Source organism: Mesorhizobium kowhaii (genome assembly GCF_042431665.1).
GTDB classification, from domain to species: Bacteria; Pseudomonadota; Alphaproteobacteria; order Rhizobiales; family Rhizobiaceae; genus Mesorhizobium; species Mesorhizobium kowhaii.
Genome location: NZ_JBHLYT010000007.1, coordinates 120,827 through 141,745 on the forward strand (window position 1 = coordinate 120,827; position 20,919 = coordinate 141,745).

The 20,919-nt window shown below is 63.4% G+C and carries 22 protein-coding genes; 14 read left to right on the top strand and 8 right to left on the bottom strand.

Annotated elements, in window-relative coordinates:
* Window positions 1-80 precede the first annotated feature (80 nt).
* From ACFFNA_RS09080 to ACFFNA_RS09095, 4 genes are all read left to right on the top strand, one after another.
* The gene (locus ACFFNA_RS09080) at window positions 81-713 is read left to right on the top strand and encodes a LysE family translocator (protein WP_111542946.1); all 633 of its coding nucleotides are present in this window, start codon (window positions 81-83) and stop codon (window positions 711-713) included.
* A gap of 141 nt (window positions 714-854) precedes the next feature.
* Window positions 855-2,348 carry a D-glycero-beta-D-manno-heptose-7-phosphate kinase gene (gene rfaE1 / locus ACFFNA_RS09085; protein WP_378917528.1) on the top strand — a complete coding sequence of 498 codons (1,494 nt, stop codon included), beginning with the start codon at window positions 855-857 and terminating at the stop codon, window positions 2,346-2,348.
* Window positions 2,349-2,355: 7 nt separating this feature from the next.
* Window positions 2,356-2,928, top strand: coding sequence for a D-sedoheptulose-7-phosphate isomerase (locus tag ACFFNA_RS09090; protein WP_378917530.1), 573 nt, complete (start codon window positions 2,356-2,358; stop codon window positions 2,926-2,928).
* A 12-nt stretch (window positions 2,929-2,940) separates the two neighbouring features.
* Complete coding sequence (locus tag ACFFNA_RS09095) at window positions 2,941-3,588, top strand: HAD-IIIA family hydrolase (protein WP_378917532.1); 648 nt, start codon at window positions 2,941-2,943, stop codon at window positions 3,586-3,588.
* A 4-nt stretch (window positions 3,589-3,592) separates the two neighbouring features.
* Here ACFFNA_RS09095 and ACFFNA_RS09100 read toward each other — a convergent pair whose 3' ends face one another.
* Together ACFFNA_RS09100 and ACFFNA_RS09105 are read right to left on the bottom strand one after the other, a co-directional pair.
* Window positions 3,593-4,387 (bottom strand): glycosyltransferase family 2 protein, encoded by a 795-nt coding sequence (locus ACFFNA_RS09100; RefSeq protein WP_378917534.1) that lies wholly within the window; start codon window positions 4,385-4,387, stop codon window positions 3,593-3,595.
* Between the two features lie 252 nt (window positions 4,388-4,639).
* A complete protein-coding gene (locus ACFFNA_RS09105) occupies window positions 4,640-5,119 on the bottom strand; it encodes an Lrp/AsnC family transcriptional regulator (RefSeq protein ID WP_111542950.1) in 480 nt (159 codons plus the stop codon).
* 251 nt (window positions 5,120-5,370) lie between these two features.
* On the opposite strand from ACFFNA_RS09105, the gene trxB reads away from it, so the two are divergent.
* Entirely contained in the window at window positions 5,371-6,345 is a 975-nt protein-coding gene (trxB, locus tag ACFFNA_RS09110; RefSeq protein WP_378917536.1) for a thioredoxin-disulfide reductase, read from the top strand.
* Between the two features lie 81 nt (window positions 6,346-6,426).
* Window positions 6,427-7,323, top strand: a complete 897-nt coding sequence (locus ACFFNA_RS09115) for a LysR family transcriptional regulator (RefSeq protein ID WP_111542951.1) — start codon at window positions 6,427-6,429, stop codon at window positions 7,321-7,323.
* 80 nt (window positions 7,324-7,403) lie between these two features.
* Here ACFFNA_RS09115 and ACFFNA_RS09120 read toward each other — a convergent pair whose 3' ends face one another.
* The 3 genes from ACFFNA_RS09120 to ACFFNA_RS09130 all read right to left on the bottom strand — a co-directional run bounded on the left by ACFFNA_RS09120 (window position 7,404) and on the right by ACFFNA_RS09130 (window position 11,122).
* Window positions 7,404-7,892 (bottom strand): methyltransferase family protein, encoded by a 489-nt coding sequence (locus tag ACFFNA_RS09120; protein ID WP_378917539.1) that lies wholly within the window; start codon window positions 7,890-7,892, stop codon window positions 7,404-7,406.
* Window positions 7,893-8,680: 788 nt separating this feature from the next.
* The gene (locus ACFFNA_RS09125; RefSeq protein WP_111542954.1) at window positions 8,681-10,732 is read right to left on the bottom strand and encodes an elongation factor G; all 2,052 of its coding nucleotides are present in this window, start codon (window positions 10,730-10,732) and stop codon (window positions 8,681-8,683) included.
* A 195-nt stretch (window positions 10,733-10,927) separates the two neighbouring features.
* Entirely contained in the window at window positions 10,928-11,122 is a 195-nt protein-coding gene (locus tag ACFFNA_RS09130; RefSeq protein ID WP_378917541.1) for a hypothetical protein, read from the bottom strand.
* A 79-nt stretch (window positions 11,123-11,201) separates the two neighbouring features.
* Between ACFFNA_RS09130 and ACFFNA_RS09135 the strand changes: the two genes are divergently transcribed.
* Window positions 11,202-11,597, top strand: coding sequence for a (R)-mandelonitrile lyase (locus ACFFNA_RS09135; RefSeq protein WP_378917543.1), 396 nt, complete (start codon window positions 11,202-11,204; stop codon window positions 11,595-11,597).
* Window positions 11,598-11,676: 79 nt separating this feature from the next.
* On the opposite strand, the gene ACFFNA_RS09140 is transcribed toward ACFFNA_RS09135, so the two are convergent.
* Window positions 11,677-12,879, bottom strand: coding sequence for a pyridoxal phosphate-dependent aminotransferase (locus ACFFNA_RS09140; protein WP_378917545.1), 1,203 nt, complete (start codon window positions 12,877-12,879; stop codon window positions 11,677-11,679).
* 206 nt (window positions 12,880-13,085) lie between these two features.
* Here ACFFNA_RS09140 and ACFFNA_RS09145 point away from each other — a divergent pair, with 206 nt between their 5' ends.
* From ACFFNA_RS09145 to ACFFNA_RS09155, 3 genes are all read left to right on the top strand, one after another.
* A complete protein-coding gene (locus ACFFNA_RS09145; RefSeq protein ID WP_378917547.1) occupies window positions 13,086-13,982 on the top strand; it encodes an EAL domain-containing protein in 897 nt (298 codons plus the stop codon).
* A complete protein-coding gene (locus ACFFNA_RS09150; protein ID WP_378917549.1) occupies window positions 13,979-14,827 on the top strand; it encodes an EAL domain-containing protein in 849 nt (282 codons plus the stop codon). The genes ACFFNA_RS09145 and ACFFNA_RS09150 overlap by 4 nt, the downstream gene beginning before the upstream one ends.
* 263 nt (window positions 14,828-15,090) lie before the next feature.
* Window positions 15,091-15,702, top strand: a complete 612-nt coding sequence (locus tag ACFFNA_RS09155) for a glutathione S-transferase family protein (RefSeq protein ID WP_378917551.1) — start codon at window positions 15,091-15,093, stop codon at window positions 15,700-15,702.
* Between the two features lie 433 nt (window positions 15,703-16,135).
* Here ACFFNA_RS09155 and ACFFNA_RS09160 read toward each other — a convergent pair whose 3' ends face one another.
* Entirely contained in the window at window positions 16,136-16,348 is a 213-nt protein-coding gene (locus ACFFNA_RS09160) for a cold-shock protein (protein ID WP_010910991.1), read from the bottom strand.
* A 289-nt stretch (window positions 16,349-16,637) separates the two neighbouring features.
* Here ACFFNA_RS09160 and ACFFNA_RS09165 point away from each other — a divergent pair, with 289 nt between their 5' ends.
* Window positions 16,638-16,967, top strand: a complete 330-nt coding sequence (locus ACFFNA_RS09165; RefSeq protein ID WP_378917555.1) for a hypothetical protein — start codon at window positions 16,638-16,640, stop codon at window positions 16,965-16,967.
* 171 nt (window positions 16,968-17,138) lie between these two features.
* Here ACFFNA_RS09165 and ACFFNA_RS09170 read toward each other — a convergent pair whose 3' ends face one another.
* Window positions 17,139-17,708, bottom strand: a complete 570-nt coding sequence (locus tag ACFFNA_RS09170; protein WP_378917556.1) for a methylated-DNA--[protein]-cysteine S-methyltransferase — start codon at window positions 17,706-17,708, stop codon at window positions 17,139-17,141.
* A gap of 180 nt (window positions 17,709-17,888) precedes the next feature.
* On the opposite strand from ACFFNA_RS09170, the gene ACFFNA_RS09175 reads away from it, so the two are divergent.
* The 3 genes from ACFFNA_RS09175 (at window position 17,889) to ACFFNA_RS09185 (ending at window position 20,867) form a co-directional block, all read left to right on the top strand.
* Window positions 17,889-18,818: a transglycosylase SLT domain-containing protein gene (locus ACFFNA_RS09175; RefSeq protein ID WP_378917557.1), complete on the top strand. Its 930-nt coding sequence runs from the start codon at window positions 17,889-17,891 to the stop codon at window positions 18,816-18,818.
* 5 nt (window positions 18,819-18,823) lie between these two features.
* Window positions 18,824-19,312, top strand: coding sequence for a GNAT family N-acetyltransferase (locus tag ACFFNA_RS09180; protein WP_378917558.1), 489 nt, complete (start codon window positions 18,824-18,826; stop codon window positions 19,310-19,312).
* Window positions 19,313-19,598: 286 nt separating this feature from the next.
* On the top strand, window positions 19,599-20,867 hold the full coding sequence (locus ACFFNA_RS09185) for an ABC transporter substrate-binding protein (protein ID WP_378917560.1): 1,269 nt from the start codon (window positions 19,599-19,601) through the stop codon (window positions 20,865-20,867).
* Window positions 20,868-20,919 lie beyond the last annotated feature (52 nt).

The window sequence follows — 20,919 nt, forward strand, 5'->3', positions numbered from 1 at the left end:
GGAGCGGATGTCACAGTGGCGCCGCAAAGCTTCCGCTTCAGTCGGTTTGTGCAGCCCGGCATGATCGTGAGGGACAAAGAATGCCGTCGACCGAACTGCTCATCGCGTTTTTCGCCACCACGGCGATCTTCGCCTACATTCCCGGCCCGGCCATGCTCTATGCCGCAGCGCAGACGATGGCGCGCGGCCGCTGGTCCGGGCTGACCGCGGCGCTTGGCATCCACTTGGGCGGCTACGTGCATGTCTTCGCCGCTGCCGCCGGCCTGTCGGTGCTGTTCCACGCCGTGCCGACGCTCTACATGGCGGTCAAGCTGGTCGGCGCGCTCTACCTGATCTGGCTCGGCGTCTCGCTGTTCCGCAAGCGCGTGGAGGGCGATGCGGCGCTGCCCGCGATCGAGCGGAAATCGGCGCGGCGCGCCTTTTTCGAGAGCATCACCGTCGAGGTGCTCAATCCGAAGACGGCAATCTTCTTCATGGCCTTCCTGCCGCAGTTCATCGATGCCTCGGCGGCATTTCCGGTCTGGCTGCAGTTCGTCGTGTTGGGCACCATCGTCAATCTGATGTTTTCTTCGGCAGATGTCGTCTGCGTGTTCCTGGCGGGTGCCGTGATCGGCCGGCTGCGGCGTTCGAGCCGCGCACAGCGCCTGATGCAGCGGGCCGGCGGCGCGGTGCTGGTCGGGCTGGGTGTCCATGTCGCCTTGCAGAAGAGCTGACCGCCTGGGCCATCGCGGCCATGGCCAGCCGTTGCGCTGCGTGGATTTGCGGTATATCGGCTTCGCCATGAACGATCCGGCCCGTCGATTGATGATACCCTGCAAGATTGAAATCGGCCTTTTCCAAGCGTTGCCAGTGACATGATCAAGCACAATCCGCCTTCTCCCGAACCCCTGCACCGCGCCATTGCGCGGTTCGGCCAGGCCACCGTGCTGGTGGTCGGCGACTTCATCCTCGACCGTTTCGTCAATGGCGTCATCGAACGGATCTCGCCGGAAGCGCCGATCCCGGTGCTGCACGGGCGCGGCGAAACCTCGACGATGGGCGGCGCCGGCAATGTCGTCGCCAACATCGTCTCGCTCGGCGCATCCGCGGTTCCCGTGTCGGTGATCGGCACTGACGCCGCCGGCGACAATCTTGTGCGCATGCTGCGCGAACTCGGCGCCGACACGGCGGGTCTGGCGCAGGAGCGTGGCCGCATGACCTCGTCGAAGAGCCGCTTCAGCGCGCTCAACCAGCAGGTGCTGCGCTTCGACGAGGAGGAGATCAAGCCGCTCGGCGCCGCGGAGCGCGCCGGCCTGATCCAGCATTTCCGCGCGGCGCTGACGCGCGCCGACATCGTCATCCTGTCCGACTACGGCAAGGGCATATTGCTCGACGGCGTCGCCGGCGACCTGATCGCCATCTGCCGCGAGGCGGGAAAGCCGGTGCTGGTCGATCCGAAGGGCCGCGACTATGCGCGCTATGCCGGAGCGACCGCCATCACCCCCAATCGCAAGGAACTTGGCGAAGCCGTCGGCCATGCGGTATTCGCCGATGACGAGATCGTGGCGGCGGCACGCCAGCTGATTTCAGCGCATGGCTTCGACTTCGTCGTTGCGACGCGCAGCGAAAAGGGCATGAGCGTGGTCGGCCCGACCGAGGCGCGCCACATCGCGACCCAGGCGCGCGAAGTGTTCGACGTTTCGGGCGCCGGCGATACGGTGATCGCGAGCTTTGCATTGGCGCTGGCGGCCGGTGCCGACCCCGTCGCGGCGGCCTCGATCGCCAATGCCGCCGGCGGCGTCGTGGTGGGAAAACGCGGCACAGCGCGGCTGACGGTCGAGGAACTCACCGGTGCGCTGTTCCGCTCGCACGGGCCGACCGCCCACAAGGACGCCATCCTCGATGCCACGTCAGCCGCACGCATGGTGGCGGCGTGGAAGGAAGAGGGCTTGAGCGTCGGCTTCACCAATGGCTGCTTCGACATCCTGCATGCCGGTCATGTCAGTCTCTTGCACGCGGCGCGCAGCCAGTGCGACCGGCTGGTGCTCGGCCTCAACAGCGATGCCTCGGTGCGGCGGCTGAAGGGTGCCGGGCGGCCGGTCAACGACCAGCATGACCGCGCCTGCGTGCTCGCAGCCCTTGCCTCGGTCGATGCGGTCGTGGTGTTCGAGGAAGACACGCCCTTGGCGCTGATTGAAGTGCTGCTGCCCGACATATTGGTCAAGGGCGCCGACTACACGATCGACACCGTGGTCGGTGCCGATGTGGTGAAGAAAGCGGGCGGACGCGTCGTGCTGGTCGATCTCGTCGCCGGCAAAAGCACCACCAGCACCATTGGCAAATTGCGCGCTGGCGGCACCACCAACTGAGGAATTCATGTCTGACTTGAACGACTACCTGGTCCGCTCGGCGGCCGCGATTTCCGCCATGGTCGAGCGCGACCTGACCAACGAGATGGAGCGGGCAGTGAGCGCCGTCGTGACGGCTCTTTCGCAGGGCAAAGCCTTCCTGATCTGCGGCAATGGCGGCTCGGCCAGCGATGCCATCCACATCGCCGGCGAACTGGTCGGCCGCTTCCTCAAGGAGCGCAAGGCCTACAATGTCATCGCGCTGCCGGCCAATGCCGCGGTGCTGACCGCCTGGGGCAATGATTATGGCTTCGACACGGTGTTTTCGCGCCAGGTCGAGGCGCATGGCTCGGCGGGCGGCGTGCTGCTGGCAATCTCGACCAGCGGCAATTCGCCGAGCATTCTCGCCGCCGCCGAACAGGCGCGGATGATGGACATGACGGTGATCGGCCTGACCGGCGACACCGGCGGCAAGCTCAAGCCGCTGTCCGACATCCTGCTCAACGTGCCCTCGACCTCGACGCCGATCATCCAGCAGGGGCATCTGTGCCTCTATCACCATCTGTGCGAAGTGGTCGAAGCGCGTCTCAGCAATGGCTGACGGGACGCTGTCGTGAAGCCCGAACCCTATCCGCTCCAGGAGCCCGGCCTGTGGGTCGAGCGGGTCGGCTCGAAGATGTTTCCCGCCGGCACTCCGGCGCTGTTCCTTGACCGCGACGGCACCATCAATGTCGATACCGGCTATCCCGATGATCCGGCCGAAATGGTGCTGCGCGAGGATATCGCTGCGGCGATCGGTGCCGCCAATCGGGCCGGCATTCCCGTCATCATCGTCACCAACCAGTCGGGCATTGCGCGCGGTTATTACGGCTGGGGCGATTTCGCCGCCGTCAACGGCTGCGTGCTCGACCTGCTGCGCGCCGACAACGCGTTCGTGGATATGGTCCTCGCCTGCGCCTATCACGAGGCGGGCGAGGGGCCGCTTGCGATCGCCGATCATCCGATGCGCAAGCCCAATCCGGGCATGCTGCTGGAGGCGGGCAGACGTTTCGGGCTCGATCTGCAGCGCTCGCTGATCGTCGGCGACAAGCCGGCGGACATGGAGGCGGGACAGCGTGCCGGCCTCTCGCAGGGCTGGCTGGTCGACGGCGAAGCGGTTGTTCAATCGGGCTTCGCGGTCAGGCCCTGGCGCGATCGCGAGGATTTTGGCGGCCTGCTCGCCGCAATAGCGACACTCGGCGCGGTGTCAGGCGAGCCGTGACGGCTCACGCCGGGTCGTTGTCTCGCGAAGCTTCATAAAGCTTGGCCTCGGTGGCGAACGAATACACCATCACCATCATCGAATAGACGAAGCCGTGCCGGCCGCACAGGAAGTAGCGCTTGGCCAGATAGAATTTCAGGAAGTTGCCGAGCGGCGACAGGACCAGCCTTATCAAGCCGGGCTTCTTGCCTCTCTCGACCAGCGTGGCAACCTTGAGGCCGGAGTAGCTGTTGGCCCTCGCCAGGTCCTCCGCGATGGTCATTTCGCGGCGATGCAGCAACACGCCATTTTCAATCGTACCGGTTTCGCCCGGCACCTCGAACGATTCGTGGACCCGCAGGTCAATGTCCATGGTGGCCTTGTCGCGGCGGAAAAGACGCAGCAGCCTGTTGTGCAGCACCCAGCGGTGCGCATAGCCATAGCCTTTCAGCTTGTCGCGGCGTCTTACGTACCATCCGTCGATGGTGTCATTCCGAGGCTGCGTCACGGTCATGATCGACTGCCTGAGTAGGTCGTCGACGGCCTCATCGGCTTCAATCGAAAGGCACCATGGCTGCGTCGCTTGATCAAGCGCGAATTGCCGCTGCCGTGGAAAACCCGGCCAGTCGTTGTGAAACAGCCTTATCGGGTAGCCCTTGGCGATGAACGCTTGAATGACGTCCAGGGTGTTATCCGTCGAACCTGAATCGACGACGATGATCTCGGCGCAGAAGTCGACGCTTTCCAGGCAAGGGCCGATCATGTCGGCTTCGTTCATGCAGATGATAAGCGCCGAAACCGGGCTAGAAAATCGAGTCATGATCCCACTCTACGGCACACTGTTCTGGGAAATTATGCTGCTTGCGCCAACTGTTTTTTACGCAATCCCGGACGAAAAACCGTACACGCTTTCCTGAAATTGCCTTAGGAAACCAACATGGCGGCCATGACAGGCAGAATGCCACCGCTTTCTACACCAGAGCCTGTCGAATGCGAAAGCGGCCCTGGTAAGGCGAAGCCGGGAATTCGCCTCGACCGGGCACGCTCGATGTGGTGCCGCCGTCCACCGGCCTCAAGGCTGTGCAAACGAGACCAGTCCTTCGTCCTTGATCCGGCGGATGGTGAGTGCGGTGCGCACCGTGTCGACATTCGGGGTCGAGGTCAGTTCCTCGATGACGAAGGTCTGGAAGGCACCGAGGTCGCTCGCCACGCAATGCAGCAGGAAATCGGATTCCCCCGACACCATCCAGGCGTCGCGCACGATCGGCCAGCCGCGGGTGCGCTCGGCAAAGGTGCGCAGCTCGGCATCGGCCTGGTGATGCAGGCCGATCAGGCAGAAGGCGACGACATCGAGGCCAAGCGCCGGCGCGTTGAGCAGGGCACGGTAGCCGCGGATGATGCCGGCTTCCTCCAGCCGCTTGACGCGGCGCAGGCACGGCGGCGCCGAAATGCCAACGCGGTTCGACAGTTCGACATTGGTCATGCGCCCATCAGCCTGAAGTTCGCGCAGGATCTTCCAGTCGATGGCGTCGAGATCGGCCTTGAGCGGCATGAGGGCTCTCGATAAGTCAGGGGCAACACGCAAGAATCTTGCGTGATTTTGTAATTAAACGACTTCGCTGTCCATTCCATCCCTCGCTCGGAATATTTCGGAGGATCAAAGCAGCGACAGGGTGCGACAAAGCTTTCCGGGGACGAATGCCAACTTGCCTTGCTGGCGTCGTGGGCAACACTTACATTACGCGCGATATCGACGAGTTTTCCATGCCGCAATTGCCGGCAGTCCTCCGCAGAGGCTTCCAGATGAACACCAAGCATGCGCCCGTTCTCATCATCGGTTCCGGCCCGGCCGGCTATACGGCGGCGGTCTACGCCGCGCGCGCCATGCTGAAGCCGATGCTGGTCGCCGGCCTGCAGCAGGGCGGCCAGTTGATGATCACCACCGATGTCGAGAACTATCCCGGCTTCGCCGACCCCATCCAGGGTCCGTGGCTGATGGAGCAGATGCTGAAGCAGGCCGAACACGTCGGCACCGACATCATCAACGACATCATCACCGAGGTCGACCTCAATGTGCGACCGTTCCGCGCCAAGGGCGATTCCGGCACCACCTACACGGCCGACGCGCTGATCATCGCCACCGGCGCGCAAGCCAAATGGCTGGGCATTCCGACCGAACAGACCTTCATGGGCTTCGGCGTCTCGGCCTGCGCCACCTGCGACGGCTTCTTCTACCGCGGCAAGGATGTCGCGGTGATCGGCGGCGGCAATTCGGCGGTGGAAGAGGCGCTCTATCTGTCGAACCTGGCCAAGAGCGTGACCGTCATCCACAGGCGCAACGATTTCCGCGCCGAGCGGATCCTGCGCGAGCGGCTCCTGAAGAAGGACAATGTCCGTGTCATCTGGGACACGATCGTCGACGAGATCACCGGACGTCCCGGCAAGGCGCCGCTGCCGCCTTCGGTCGAAGGCCTGAAGTTGCGCAATGCGGTGACCGGCCAGGAAACGCATCTCAAGGTCGACGGCGTGTTCGTGGCCATCGGCCACGCGCCGGCGGTCGAGCTGTTTGCCGGCAAGCTGAAGCAGAAGCCGAACGGCTATCTGTGGACGGCGCCGGATTCGACCCGCACCGACGTTCCCGGCGTGTTCGCGGCGGGCGACGTGACCGACGAAATCTACCGCCAGGCGGTGACGGCGGCAGGGCTCGGCTGCATGGCGGCACTCGAGGCGGAGAAGTATCTGGCCGGCATCGAAGTGCTCCGCGAAGCGGCGGAGTAGAGAGAGTTCAGAAAGCGGCTTATAAAGGCCGTGTAAAAGCCTGATTTTTCATTCAGACGCCAAAACGGAACGAGGGGAATCATGGCGTTGGACTGGGACAAGCTACGCGTGTTTCACGCTGCGGCGGAGGCGGGGTCGTTTACCCATGCGGCCGAGACATTGCATCTGTCGCAATCGGCGATCTCGCGGCAGGTCAGCGCGCTCGAGCATGATGTCGGCGTGCCGCTGTTCAACCGCCACGCCCGCGGGCTGGTGCTGACCGAGCAGGGCGAAATGCTGTTCCGCACGGCGCATGACGTGCTGATGAAGCTCGAAACCATCAAGTCGCGGCTGACCGAGACCAAGGACCGCCCCTCCGGCGTGCTCAGGGTGACGACCACCGTCGGGCTGGGCGCCGGCTGGCTGACCGAGCGGGTGCAGGAGTTCATCGAGCTCTATCCAGAAATCAGCCTGCAACTGATCCTCGCCAATGAGGAACTGGACCTGACCATGCGCCAGGCCGATTGCGCCATCCGGCTGCGCCAGCCGCAGCAGCCGGACCTGATCCAACGCCGCCTGTTCACCGTGCATTTCCACCTCTATGCCTCACCCACCTATGTCGCCAAGCACGGCAAGCCGGCTTCCGTGGCCGAACTGAAGAGCCATCGCATCGTCACCTTCGGCGTGCCGGTGCCGTCGCATCTGTCGGAGCTGAACTGGCTGGAAACGGTTGGCGATTTCGAAGGCGGACAAAGGGTGCCGACGCTGCAGATCAACGACATATTGTCGATCAAACGTGCGGTGCAGGGCGGCGCCGGCATCGCCATGCTGCCCGACTATGTGATCAGCAAGGACTCCGACCTGGTGCAATTGCTGCCGGCGACCGAAGTGCCGTCCTTCGACACCTATTTCGCTTATCCGGACGCAATGAAGAACCAGGCCAAGCTGCATGTCTTTCGCGATTTCATCATTGCCAAGGCCCGAAGCTGGTCTTTTTGAGGGCATGTCATCGGTCCGGCCTGACCTGAATCTCGACATGCCCTGGAACGGCGCTGCCTGGTTTCTTCGGCTCACCCGCGTCAGGGCGTCAGCCGAGGCAGCCAGCCGGGCACGGCGTGGCGATAGGCTTCGTATTGCGCGCCGTAGCGGCGGGCCAATGTCGGCTCCTCATAGAGCCTGACGAACGACACCATGGCGATCGCGCCGATGACGGCGTAGGCGGCAAGCGTCCAGCTCGAGAACAGCAGAGCCTGGCCGACGATGATCGACAGCACCGCGACATACATCGGGTTGCGGACGTGGCGGTAGATGCCGCCGATCACCAGTCTCTCGGTCGGCGCGACCGGAGCGGGCGTGCCCAGCCCCTCGAGCGCAAAGCGGCCGAAGGCATGCAGCAGCGCAGCTGTCGCGGCGACGATCAGGAGCCCGCCAACAGGGACGAAGCCCGGCAGGCTCGACCATGGCAAGCCCCAGCGATCGGTCAACAGCCAGGGCACCAGCCCGGCTACCACGCCGGGTGCGGCGATGAAGAACGCCGCGCTGCCGGCGATCGCCGAAAACGTTCGCATTGGGTGCTTCCTCCCTGACTGCCTGAGAAATGAACGGTTGCTGCCTGCTTCCACGTCATTACGCGTTTTTGGCATTTGGGGACAGAAACCGATCGCGATTGGTGATTCTGTAGTGAGAATCGCGTCTCCGCGCGCTCCGTTTCGTTGATTTTGCTGGTCCTATCGGCTCTCGGAATGGGTTAGACCACAGCCTGCGTCTTTTTGCATGCGTGTGTTGCAAAATAGATGCTTGTTTCTTGGGCATGATGAGCAGATATATAGATCATCTCCTGGGCGCGTTCTCCTCCCATTAGCGCCCTAGAGTGTTCCCCTCTGGAGGTTAGCCTTAACAGGCACTTCCAATCAAACTCAGCCGGATCTTCGTTGATCCGGCTTTTTTGTTGCCCGAGCTCTGCCGGAGCGACTCAAAAATTCATCAGAGTTGCCACGTAACAGTGACATGTAACCTCAGGTAACATGACACGGACGCCCGGCACGTGCTATCCAGACGATAGGACGCGGTGTGGTCGTGCGGGAGATGGGGGCATCACTCGGACGACCCGGGCTCAGGCGGCTACCGCGTCCGAACCGTTTCTGCCGCCGAAGCTCGACGGCACCAATGCGGCGGACCTGCCGTTTTACCTCCCAAGGAAACGGTCCGCAGATAAAACGACGTCCGGTCCCCGCCGGGCGTCGTTTTCATTTGGCCCCTCGAACCGAGGTTCGAGGGGAACGTGGCATCCTTGTTCTCATGCATGTCGTTGTCCCAAAACCGCTGCGCAGTTTTGGGCGACATGCATCAGATGGAATCAGGCGGCCTTGCCGTTGGTGTTCATCGCCTCGTCGGCGAGACGCCCGGTGAGTTCAGCCATGTGGTCGAAGACGGCACGGTAGCTGGCGACGCCAGCGGTCGCCGAGCGCAATTCGATGATCAGGTCGCCGATCTCGGCTTGCGGCATGGTTGCCTCGACGACATCCCATCCCGGCCAGTCAGGCCGCGCATCATAGCCGAGGATCTGGCCGCGCCGCTGCGGGATGAGCGCGATGATCTTCGAGGTCGCGTCGGAGGGCGTGACGATCTCGACCTTCATCACCGGTTCCAGAAGCACCGGTGCGCAGGCGGCCATGCCTTCCTTCATCGCCAGCCTGGCCGCCATCTGGAAGGCCATGTCGGAGGAATCAACCGCGTGGTAGGAGCCGTCCGACAGGTTGACGGCGACATCGACGACGGGAAAGCCGAGCGGGCCGGACTTCAGATAGTCACGCACGCCAGTTTCGACCGACTGGATATAGGTCTTCGGCACGACGCCGCCGGTGATGGTGTCGGTGAACTGGAAGCCGGAGCCGCGCGGCAGCGGCTTGATCTCGATCACCACGTCGCCGAACTGGCCATGGCCTCCGGACTGTTTCTTGTGACGGCCGCGCTGCTGCGCCGCTTTGCGGATCGTCTCGCGATAGGGCACCGCCGGCGCATGGCCTTCGACCGGGATCTGGTTCTTGCCTTCCAGCCGCTCGCGCACGACGCGCAGATGCATCTCGCCATGGCCCGACAGCACGGTCTCGGCCGAGTCTTGGTTGTGGCGCAGGCTGAGCGAAGGGTCTTCCTCGGCCAGCCGCTGGATGGCGGCCGACATCTTCACTTCGTCCTTGCGCTCCTTGGGGCGCAGCGCGAAAGCGAAGACCGGCTGCGGCGGCTCGAACTCAAGCAACGGCTTGATGCCGCCCTTGGCCGAACTCAGCGTCTGGCCGGTCTTGACCTCGTCCAGCTTGCCCAGCGCCACCGTGTCGCCGGCCTTGGCGATGGTGAGCTTGAACTGGTCCTTGCCGAGCATTCGGTAGATGCCGGAAACCTTCGCCGTGTCGCCGCCGGGCAGCCAGAGTTCGGAGCCGTCGACGACCTGGCCGGACAGGATGCGCGACACCGACAGCTTGCCGCCATGTGGCGTGTGGATGGTCTTCATCACCTGAGCCACGGTGGCCGCGCCGTCGGGCGCGCCGAGCCGCTTGCGGGTCGCCTCGATGTCGGGCGCGTCGTGGCGGATCGCCTTCAAGAGGCGCAGCACGCCGTTGCCTTTCTCGGCGGTGCCGATCAGCACCGGTGTCACCGCGCCATCGCGCAGATCGGCGGCGAGGTCGTCGAAGACGGCGTCCTTGGGCGGCTCGATCTCCTCGAGCAGCTGTTCCATCAGCTGGTCGTCATGGTCGGCCAGGGTCTCCAGCATGGAGAAGCGCGCCTCCAGTTCGCGCGCCTTGTCGTCGCCCGGTATTTCGGTCACTTCACTCTCGGCATATTCGCGATAGATGTAGGCCCGCTCCAGCGCCAGATCGATCGAGCCGATGACGACGCCATCCTTGCGCAGCGGAATCTGGCGCAGCAGCAACGGCACGGCGCTGGCTGGCTGCAGCATCTTCAGCGTGTCGCGCACGCCGGCGATTGCCTTGTCGACCTTGTTGAGGAACAGGATGCGCGGCACGCCAAGATCGTCGAGCCTGCGCATGATCAGCTGCAGGGCGGGGATCTTCTTTTCGTCGGCCTCGGCAACGACCACAGCGAGGTCGCAGGCGGCCAGCACCGGCTCGGCCTCGAAGGCGAATTCGATGGAGCCGGGACAATCGACGAAAGTAAGCTGCTCGCCCATGAATTCGGTGGTGGCGAAGGTCGCCTCGACACTCATCGCGTGGGCGCGCGCCTCTGGCGAATGATCTGAAACGGTGTTGCCCGATGAGACGGGATTTTGTCGGGGAATTGAGCCAGTGCGGGCCAATATGGCTTCGAGAAGTGTCGTCTTACCGCTTGCGAAGGGACCGATTATGGCAATGCATTTCGGTCCCGTGCGTCGTCCTCCGGCGCGAGTACCCATGACTGACCTCCACTCAGGCGTTTCCCGTAGGACCGACTGGCATGCATGGTTCAGGCGTGGTCAATCGGTCCTGAGCGGCGGCCGGCCTGTTCGACCGTCGCGGGCGGGGTTCTTTTGGTTTCGCCACCTGCCCAAAGTCATCGTCCCACTTGTTTGCCGGCAGGGCAAGAAAAATAGAAACTCTTCGGCGTGGCCTCAGGCGCTTAGCGCCAGCGGCTCGGCATGGACGGCGCGCAACGGACCAACCTTGTCGCGCGGCGCCGGCCGGCCGAAGAAATAGCCCTGGAAACGATTGCAGCCGGCGGCCTTGGCCAGGGCGAAAAACCCTGGTCTTGCGGCGGTGCACGAAACGGCCGGTTGCGCCTGGGATGATATCGGCCGAGAATGCATTTTGCGTCAAATGCGTTTTTGCCTCAAATGTCGGGCGGCGTTTGTCGCCGATCGCTTCACCAGTTCCAGGATCACCCCGATGAAGATCATTGCCTGCGGCAGCGTGCCGACCATCATAGCGCCGGAAAAGTACTTCACCGGCCGCGTGTTGCAGACGCCGATCATCGAGAAGGAGGCGCCGGCGCGGCTGCGGGCCACGCTGGTCAGCTTCGAGCCGGGCGCACGCACCCACTGGCACACGCACCCGCTCGGCCAGACGCTCTATGTCACCTTAGGCGCCGGCCTTGCCCAGACATGGGGCGAGCCGGTCCAGGAGATCAGGGCCGGCGACGTCATCTCGTTCGCGCCTGGCGAAAAGCACTGGCACGGTGCGGCGCCGAAATCGGCGATGACGCATATCGCCATGCAGGAGGCGCTCGACGGTGTCCACGCCGACTGGCTGGAAGAGGTGACGTCAGTCCAATATGGCGGCTGAGTGCCGAGCCTGTGGGGAGGCGTCGTTGCCAACAAAAACCCGGCCTGAAGCCGGGTTTTCAATTTCAAGACTGGCTCGATCAGGTCAGCGATGCCGTGAAGCGCTGGATGCGCGTGCAGGCTTCCTCAAGCAGCGTCTCCGATGTGGCGTAGGAGATGCGGAAGTTCGGGCCAAGGCCGAAGGCCGAGCCGAACACCACGGCGACCCCTTCGGCCTCAAGCAGTTCCGAGCAGAAGGTTTCGTCGGTGTCGATGACCTTGCCAGCTTTGGTTTTCTTGCCGATCAGCTGGGCGCAGGACGGATAGACATAGAAGGCGCCTTCGGGCGACGGGCACGTGATGCCGCGCGCCTGGTTGAGCATCGACACGACGAGGTCGCGCCGGCCCTGGAAGATCGCCTTGTTCCTGGCGATGAAGTCCTGCGGGCCGTTCAGTGCCTCGACCGATGCCCATTGCGCGATGGTGCAGGCGCCTGACGTCTGCTGGCCCTGGATCATGTCCATCGCCTTGATCAGCTGGACTGGACCGGCGGCATAGCCGATGCGCCAGCCGGTCATGGCATAGGCTTTCGACACGCCGTTCATGGTCAGCGTGCGCTCGTAAAGCTTCGGCTCGACCTCGGCGATGGTCTTGAAGACGAAGTCGCCATAGGTCAGGTGCTCGTACATGTCGTCGGTCAGCGTCCAGACATGCGGATGCTTCAACAGGACGTCGGCCAGCGCGCGCAACTCAGCCTCGGTATAGGCGGCACCCGACGGGTTCGACGGCGAGTTCATCAGCAGCCACTTTGTGCGCGGCGTGATCGCCTTTTCCAGCACCGCGGCGGTCAGCTTGAAGCCATTGTCGATGGAGGTCTCGGCAAACACGGATGTGCCGCCGCAGATCGCCACCATCTCGGGATAACTGACCCAGTATGGGCGCGGGATGATGACCTCGTCGCCGGGGTTCAGTGTCGCCATGAAGGCGTTGAACAGGATCTGCTTGCCGCCGGTGCCGACAATGGTCTGCTCAGGCTTGTAATCGAGATTGTTCTCGCGCTTGAACTTTTTTGCGATCGCCTCGCGCAGCGGCACGATGCCTGAAACCGGCGGATACTTGGTTTCGCCACGACGGATCGCCTCGATCGCCGCATTCTTGATGTTGTCGGGCGTATCGAAATCCGGTTCGCCGGCGCCGAGGCCGATAATGTCACGGCCGGCATTTTTCAGCTCGCGCGCCTTCTGCGTCACCGCGATAGTCGCGGAAGGCTTTACGCGGGAAAGGGTGTCGGCGAGAAAGGCCATGACCAGATATCTCCAAGCAAGGTCGGCGCGGGCCGGGAGCGGCCCGCGGCGCTTCTCATGTCGCATGATTTCGCGCAGTGCAAGCATTGTCGGCTGATCCAGATCTCAAGGACCCGTGATCGGCAACAATAAATTCATTAACGGGCGGTAGAGGCTTGCGTGGCAGGATTGCAGTTTTAATCCGCCAGTTTGCGGAGCGAGGAACCGTGTCGCGCAGCATCGGGCTTGCCCACATCATCCGTCAGGACGACGGCACCTCCACCGGTGTCTGGGGCATCTACACGCTGCAAAGCGCCTTCCAGCCGATCTTCGCCTTCAACGAAGGCAAACTGTCGGTGGCCGCGTTCGAAGGGCTGATCCGGCCGTTCCGCGACGGCGAGCCGCAATCGCCGATGAGCTTTTTCAGCACCTGTCCGGCCGCTGACCGCCTGCATGTCGAGGCGCTGACCAGGACGCTGCATCTTCTGAACGCCGGCGCCTGCCTGCCGCAGGAGGCCTCGATCTTCGTCAATTTCGACCCATCGGTGTTCACCGAGCGCACCGTTGCCGACAATGCCTTGCGCGAAATGCGGCTGGTGCTGCATGAGGCTGGCATCGATCCGCGCCGGGTGGTCTGCGAGGTGACCGAGCAGCGGTCGGCGTCGCAGGAGACCCTGCACAGCTTCGTCGCAGCCCTTCGGGCCAACGGCTTTCGCATCGCCGTCGACGATTATGGCGCCGATGATTCCGACATCAACCGCGTCAAGGAGCTCAAGCCCGACATCGTCAAGTTCGACGCCTACTGGATCACGCAGCTGATGGAGTCCGGCGCCGGCTTCGCGCTGCTGACCACCATGGTGAAAAGTTTCGAGGAGCAAGGCATCCGCACGGTGTTCGAGGGCATCGAGGAGGGCTGGCAACTGGAACTCGCCGAGAAATCGGGAGCGTCGATGGTGCAGGGTTTCGTGCTGGCGCGGCCCGAGCTGGCGCCGACAAGCTTTCGCGTCTTCGGCAAAACCGCGCAGCAACCCGCCCCCGCGGTCGTTGGAGTCGCGCCTGTCCAACCGGCCTCACCGCATGCGACGCGGCAAGCGAAAGCCTTCGGGCGCAGGGTGGCGCCATGAGGCCCGAGCGGCGGCGCAATGTCGGCGATGCGATCTTCGCCGACGAGGTCGGCATCGAATACGGCATCCATGGCGAGTTCCGGCTGCGTAGCGCCTATCAGCCGATTTTCGCGCCGCGCGGCCGCTTCCTTCACGCTGTCGCGGTCGAAGCCCTGATCGAGCCGCACCGTGCCGGCCGCCCCGGTGCGCCGAAGGTGTTTTTCGAAAGCATCGCCGCTTCGGACCGGCTGTTTGTCGAGACCATGTGCCGGGTGCTTCACCTCAGGAATTTTCGCAACATTGGCGTCGACGGGCTCGATCTGTTCTTCAACTACAATCCGCTGATCAACGACCATCCCGAGCGGGCCTTGGCCGAGATCCGGCTGATGACCAGGCATCTCGGCGATTTCGGCCTCGCGCCGGCCATGCTGGTCTGCGAAATCACCGAACAGGCGGCCGACGACGCGCTTCTCACCCGGCTGGTGCGCGAAATGCGGCGCGACGGCATCCGCATCGCCATCGACGATTTCGGCACCGGCCACTCGACCGAGGAGCGGGTCAGCCTGCTCCACCCCGACATCGTCAAGATCGACGGCACCTGGTTCGCCGAGTTCTGCCGCCATGCCGCCGCCGAACGGTTCTTCCGCCCGCTGGTTTCGACCTTGCACGATCGCGGCGCCAAGGTGCTGGTCGAAGGCATCGAGCAGCCCACCCATCTGCGCGTCGCGCTCGAAGGCGGCGTCGATCTGCTGCAGGGTTTTCTTCTCGCCCGCCCGGCGCTGGCCGGCACGATCTTCGACGAAGAGCCGCTCGTTGTCGACACGCTGCTTGGCAGGGATAGCAAGGTCGTGCCGCTGTTCGGCTAGGGCGCGTTGATATTCAGGTGAGGCCGGCCTGCAAACGGCGGTTTCCTGCGCTTCCGGTACTCACGTACCCAAAAGTACGCTCCGTTCCGGTTCTCGGAAGCCACCGTTTTCGACTCGGCCTGACCTGAATCTCAACACGCCCTTGAGCGCCCTCATACGTTCACACATCAGCGGCGCTGATGGTCGTGCCAAAACAAATCATTGGTTGAGGACCCCGCCGCTGCGATAATCGCGCGGCAGAGGCAGCGCACCGGGGAACCGCAATGATACTTTACAGCATGATCGACAGCGGCAATTGCTACAAGCCGCGTCTGCTGATGGCCAAGCTTGGCCTCGTCTTCACCAATGTCGAGGTGAGTTCGCACACCGGCGAGACGCGAAAAGCGGACTATGTCGCCAAGAACCCGAACGCCATGGTGCCGCTGCTCGAGCTCGACGATGGTCGGCGGCTGGCCGAATCCAACGCCATCCTGCTCTATCTCGCCGAAGGCACGCGCTTCCTGCCGGCGGACAGATATGAGCGGGGACTGGCCTATCAATGGCTGTTCTTCGAGCAATACAGCCACGAGCCCTATATCGCCGTGCGCAAGGCGCTGCTGACCTTTCCCGAACGCGCCATGGATGCGACGCCGGAGCGGCTGGCGGTGACGCTGGAGCGCGGCAACAAGGCGCTCGGCGTGATGAACAAGTATCTGGAAAACAATGCCTTCTTCGCTGGCGGCGCCTACAGCGTCGCCGACATCGCGCTCTATGCCTATACGCATACGGCAGAGCAGGGCGGCTTCCAGCTTGATGCTTATCCAGCGGTGGCAGACTGGCTTGGCCGAGTGGAAGCGGATCCGGGGCATGTGCCGATGGAATGGCTGGGTGAGTAACGATGGAGACTGGCGAAAGCTTCTGCGAAAGCGTCCTTCTTCCAGTCACTATACGGGGAGAAGATGGCGGCAGCCAGATGAGGGGCAGCGCCAGCCTTTTTCATTGTTGGGCTTGGCTGGCGCGGCGGGCAGCCTTGAGGCGCCGCACTGCCCGTCATCGCCCTGCCGGGCGTTCGTCGTTCGAAAAGCCAAGCAATTGGCTTTTCGTCCGCTGCGCGAACCACTCCTCACCCCAGACAAACAAAAAGGCGGGATAAATCCCGCCTTCCCATTTTCGGTAGCCTGATCGGGAGCGTCCGGTCCGGGCTGGCAGCTATCTGCTGATCCAGCTTGTCGGGTCTTTCCGCTCCGGCGCGCTTCTCGCGCGACTGTCAGTACATCCGTGACTTGCCGCCCGCCCCGGGCTCTCGCCCGGCGCGCGCCATTCGCAAAATCAGGCTGCCTTGCTCAGAGATCCAGCGGACGACTTGCCAGTGCGGCGGTCCTGCTCGATTTCGAAGTTGATCTTCTGGCCTTCGACCAGGGTCGACAGTCCAGCACGCTCGACAGCGGAGATGTGGACGAAAACGTCCGCGCCGCCCGCGTCAGGCTGGATGAAGCCGAAGCCCTTGGTGGCGTTGAACCACTTGACCGTTCCAGTTGCCATTTAGATAGTCCTTCACATTTGCTTTAGATTGACCGGACCGAGGTCCAGCCGGTGTGTATCGAGATTTTGGAGATAGACGTCAGCAAACGCGAATATCGCGAGGCCCGGATCGATCGGCCGAAATATCAATGGAACGCATATAGTCTGCTTTCGCACGAAAAACAAGACTGCGTGAGAAAGCCGTGATCAAAGGGCCGCCCAATGGCCGCCCCAATCGCGTGAGATCGTCGCAACAGGATCGGAGCCCTCGCGCGCTCTATCCGCTCGCTTTGGGAGAGGGGAGAGGATCATGAAAACCATTCTGCTTGCCGCCTGCCTGACGCTGGTGGCGGCCGAGGCGCAGGCGATCTCGCGCTATGATCCGACGCATATGAGCTGCGGCAAGGTCGAGTCGACGATCGCGCGCCAGGGCGCCGTCATCCTGCGCTACCAGTCGACGCGGGTGCCGGGGTTGCCGCTCTACGACCGCTATGTGCAAAGCCAGCAATTCTGCACCATGGGCGAGGTCAGGACACGCGCCTACGTGCCGAGCGCCGATACGAAGTCCTGTCCGGTCTACAACTGCAAGCGGCCGGACAATGATCGGCATTTCCGCCGGCGGTTCTTCCACAACAACTAGAGCAATTCCAGGAAAAGTGTGAAGCGGTTTTCCGTCCGGAATTGCGTCAAAACGAAGGGCAATTCCAGGAAAAGTGTGAAGCGGTTTTGCCGGGAAAAGCGCGTAGCGCTTTCCCTAGGGAATTGCGTCAAAACTAGGCACCTTGCCCGCGCTTGGATTTGGCGCAGCTGTTCAAAACCCGAACGAAACCTGCGCCGGCGGCGGCGGGCCGACGCGCACGCCTTCCATGGCCAGCATCTTCTCCTTGGTGTTCGAGCCGCCGGGCGCCGAGAAGCCGCCGATCTTGCCGCCGGCGGCAAGGATGCGGTGGCAGGGGATGACCAGCGGCACCGGATTGGCGCCAAGGGCAGCACCGGTTTCGCGCGGCAGACCGCCATGGCCGGCGCGTTTGGCCAACTCGCCATAGGTGGTGGTTTCGCCATAGCCGAGCTTTCGCGCCGCGTCATAGATGGCAAGGCGGAAGTCGTCGACGCCGTCGAGATCGACCGGTACGCCGGTGAAGTCGACGTCCTCGCCGGCCGCATAGGCCTTGATCGAAGAGATCAGGTCGATGACCCATGGCGGCTGGGCGGTGGAGGCGGAAACGCCGCCGTGACGCATCAGGCGCCGCTCCACCGCCTCGCGGCTGCGTTCGGGCAGGCAGAGCCGGATCAGGCCCTTTTCGCTCCAGGCGATGCCCATGAAGCCGATCACTGTTTCTAACACTGCGTGGCCGGCCGTGATCGAAGATGTCGTTTCCATGATGCGTTCCTTCCGCAAAGTGGCGAAAACCGGGAGTCGTCCCGGTACATATCCAGAACAATATGGCATCCTGGCCAGGGTCTCGCCACCCGAAAACCACCTGACGGCCCCGATTGCCGGTCATGAATCGCTGGTGTAAGGAATTTCTTAATAACCCGACAAATCGGACCCGAGCGCGGCTTGCCAGCAAAACACACTCTTATCGCGATCGGCGTGATCCTGGCCACCGCCGGCATCAGCGGCTGCACGTCGACCTCGCAGATGAAGTCCGCGCCTGCTCTGACCGAAACAGCGACGACCGCCGGCGCTGACGCCGGCTTCACGATACCGTTGCCGGACACCGTTTCGGTGCTGCCGCAATCATCGGGAATCGCGCCCGTTCAGACGGCTGAATTGACGTCTGCCCCGACCACGCCGGCACTCGATCCCGCCGTCCAGCCGGCTGCAGCGACCGCTGCCTTTGCCGGATCGACACCGGCAGCGCCGGCAGTACCCGCCATCATGACCGCCAATGCCTGGCAAGCGCCGCCACCGGCGACTGCCAATGAGCCCGTCAAGACAGCCGAGACCTATACGACCGCCGGGCTCGTCATGCCGGCGACCGCCAAGGGCAACCGGAAAGTCATGCCAGGCGTCCAGCAGGTTGCCTATGTCGTGCCGCAGAACCCGGCGGCCCTTGTCCAGTTCCCGACGGCACCCGTGCAAGAAGAATATTCGACGGGCGTGCGCGGTGACGTCGAGCGGCTGATCGACAAATACGCCGCCCTCTACCAGGTGCCGGTGGATCTGGTGCGCCATGTCGTCAACCGTGAGAGCACGTTCAACCCGAAAGCCTACAACAATGGTCATTGGGGGCTGATGCAGATCAAGCACGCGACGGCACGCGGCATGGGCTATGACGGACCGGCCAAGGGCCTGTTCGATGCCGAGACCAATTTGAAATACGCGGTCAAATATCTGCGTGGCGCCTGGCTGGTGTCCGGCGGCAATGCCAAGCGGGCCGACTGGCTCTACCAGACCGGCTACTATTTCGACGCCAAGCGCAAGGGCCTGCTCGAGGCGACCGGGCTTGGCCGCGACCGCCAGCGCCGCCTGCAGCCCGACGCCTGAGCGCGATGCCTGAACCGCGCCCGCCGGCTCTGAACGATATCCGGCTGCGCAAAATCCTCGACGAGACGTTGGTTCCTCCGCACTGGCCGGAGGGCTTTGTCATGCGCTGCTTCGAGGCCGGTGACGCAGCGGCCCTGCATGCGCTCTTGACCGAAGTGTTCGACGACGGTGCCGATGGCCCGTTCGACGAGTGGTGGCCGCGTATATCAGGCGATCCTGAATTCGACCCGGCGCTGTGTTTCCTCGTCATCGACGCCAAGGGCCGGCTGGCGGCGGCGGCGCTGTGCTGGACCTCGGCCTTCGTCAAGGATCTCGCCGTCCACCCCGAGGCACGCGGCAAGGGCGTTGCCGAGGCGCTGATGTGGCACGCCTTCAGCACCTTTCGCGATCGCGGCGCTGATTATGTCGACCTCAAGACCAACACGGTCGAGAACCCCGCCGCCGTCCGGCTCTACGAGCGGCTGGGGATGAAGCCTGTTGCCTGGGAAGGCTAGGCTGCGTTGATATTCAGGTGATGCCGGCCTGCAAGCGTCGATTCCCTGCGCTTCCGGTACTCACGTACGAAAAGTACGCTCCGCTCCGGTTCTCGGAAACCACCGCTTTCGGCTCGGCCTGACCTGAATCTCAACACGCCCTAATGCAAGTCGCCCAAAAGTGGCCCGCGGTGGCTTGCGTTGGGAACCCAAAGCGTTCCTCCGCATTCAATGCAGGGTGGGGTCCGACAAGCTGCCGGCGCGTGGGAGGTCTTCCGTTGCCAGCTGCAAAGGGAGATCCACCATCATGAAGCTTTTTCACGCATTCCTGGCGCTTGCGGTTGCCGCCCTGCTGGCTGGCACGCAGGCGCGGGCCACCGACCTGTCGATCGTGTCGGGGGACACCGGCAACGGCATCAAGGTGCTTCGCGAGATACTCGACCGCTACGAGAAGCAGAGCGGTAACAAGGTCACCATCGTCGTCATGCCGCCGTCGACGACGGACCAGTTCGGCCAGTACAGGCTGTGGCTTGCCGCCGGCAACAGCGACATCGACGTCTACCAGACCGATGTCATATGGGCGCCGCAGCTCGCCAGCCAACTCGTCGACCTGACCGCTGCAACCAAGGATATCGTCGGCGCCCATTTTCCGTCGATCATCCAGTCGCAGACCGTCAACGGCAAGCTCGTCGCCTTGCCGATCTTCACCGATGCGCCGGCGCTCTACTACCGCAAGGATCTCCTCGACAAATACGGCGCCAAGGTGCCGGCCACCTGGAAGGACCTGGCCGAGACCGCCAAGCTGGTCATGGACAAGGAGCGTGCGGCGGGCAACAACGATATCTGGGGCTTCGTCTTTCAGGGCAACGCCTATGAGGGGCTGACCTGCGACGCGCTCGAATGGGTGGTGTCGAATGGCGGCGGCCAGATCATCGAACCGGACGGCACCATCTCCATCAACAACCCGCAAGCGGCGGCCGCGCTCGACATGGCCAAGGGATGGGTTGGAACCATCTCGCCTCCCGGCGTACTTGCCTACCAGGAAGAGGAATCGCGCGGCGTGTGGCAGACCGGCAACGCGGTCTTCATGCGCAACTGGCCCTATGCCTATGCGCTCGGCAACGGCGAAGGCTCGCCGATCAAGGGCAAGTTCGACGTGGCACCGCTGCCGGCCGGTACGGGCGAAGGCGCCCGGCCGACCGCGACACTGGGCGGCTGGAACCTTGCGGTGTCCAAATATTCGAAGAACCCGGACGCGGCGATCGAGTTGGTCAAGTTCATCGCCTCGCCCGAAATGCAGAAGTACCGGACGCTGAAGACGTCCAACCTGCCGACCATCCAGGCGCTCTATGACGATGCCGACATCGCCAGGGAACAGCCGATCATTCCGCGCTGGAAGCAGGTCTTCCTCAACGCGGCGCCGCGCCCGTCAGCCGCGGTCAAGATCAAGTACAACGAGGCGTCGAGCCAGTTCTGGAACGCCGTCCACAAGACCATGTCGGGCGAAGGCAGCGCGGCCGACAATCTGGCCGATCTCGAAGTGACGCTGACCAAGTTGAAGGGCAGTGCCTGGTGACGCTACAGCGGCCAAGCCGGCCGAGGCATCCAAGCCAGCAGGAGACAAGAGC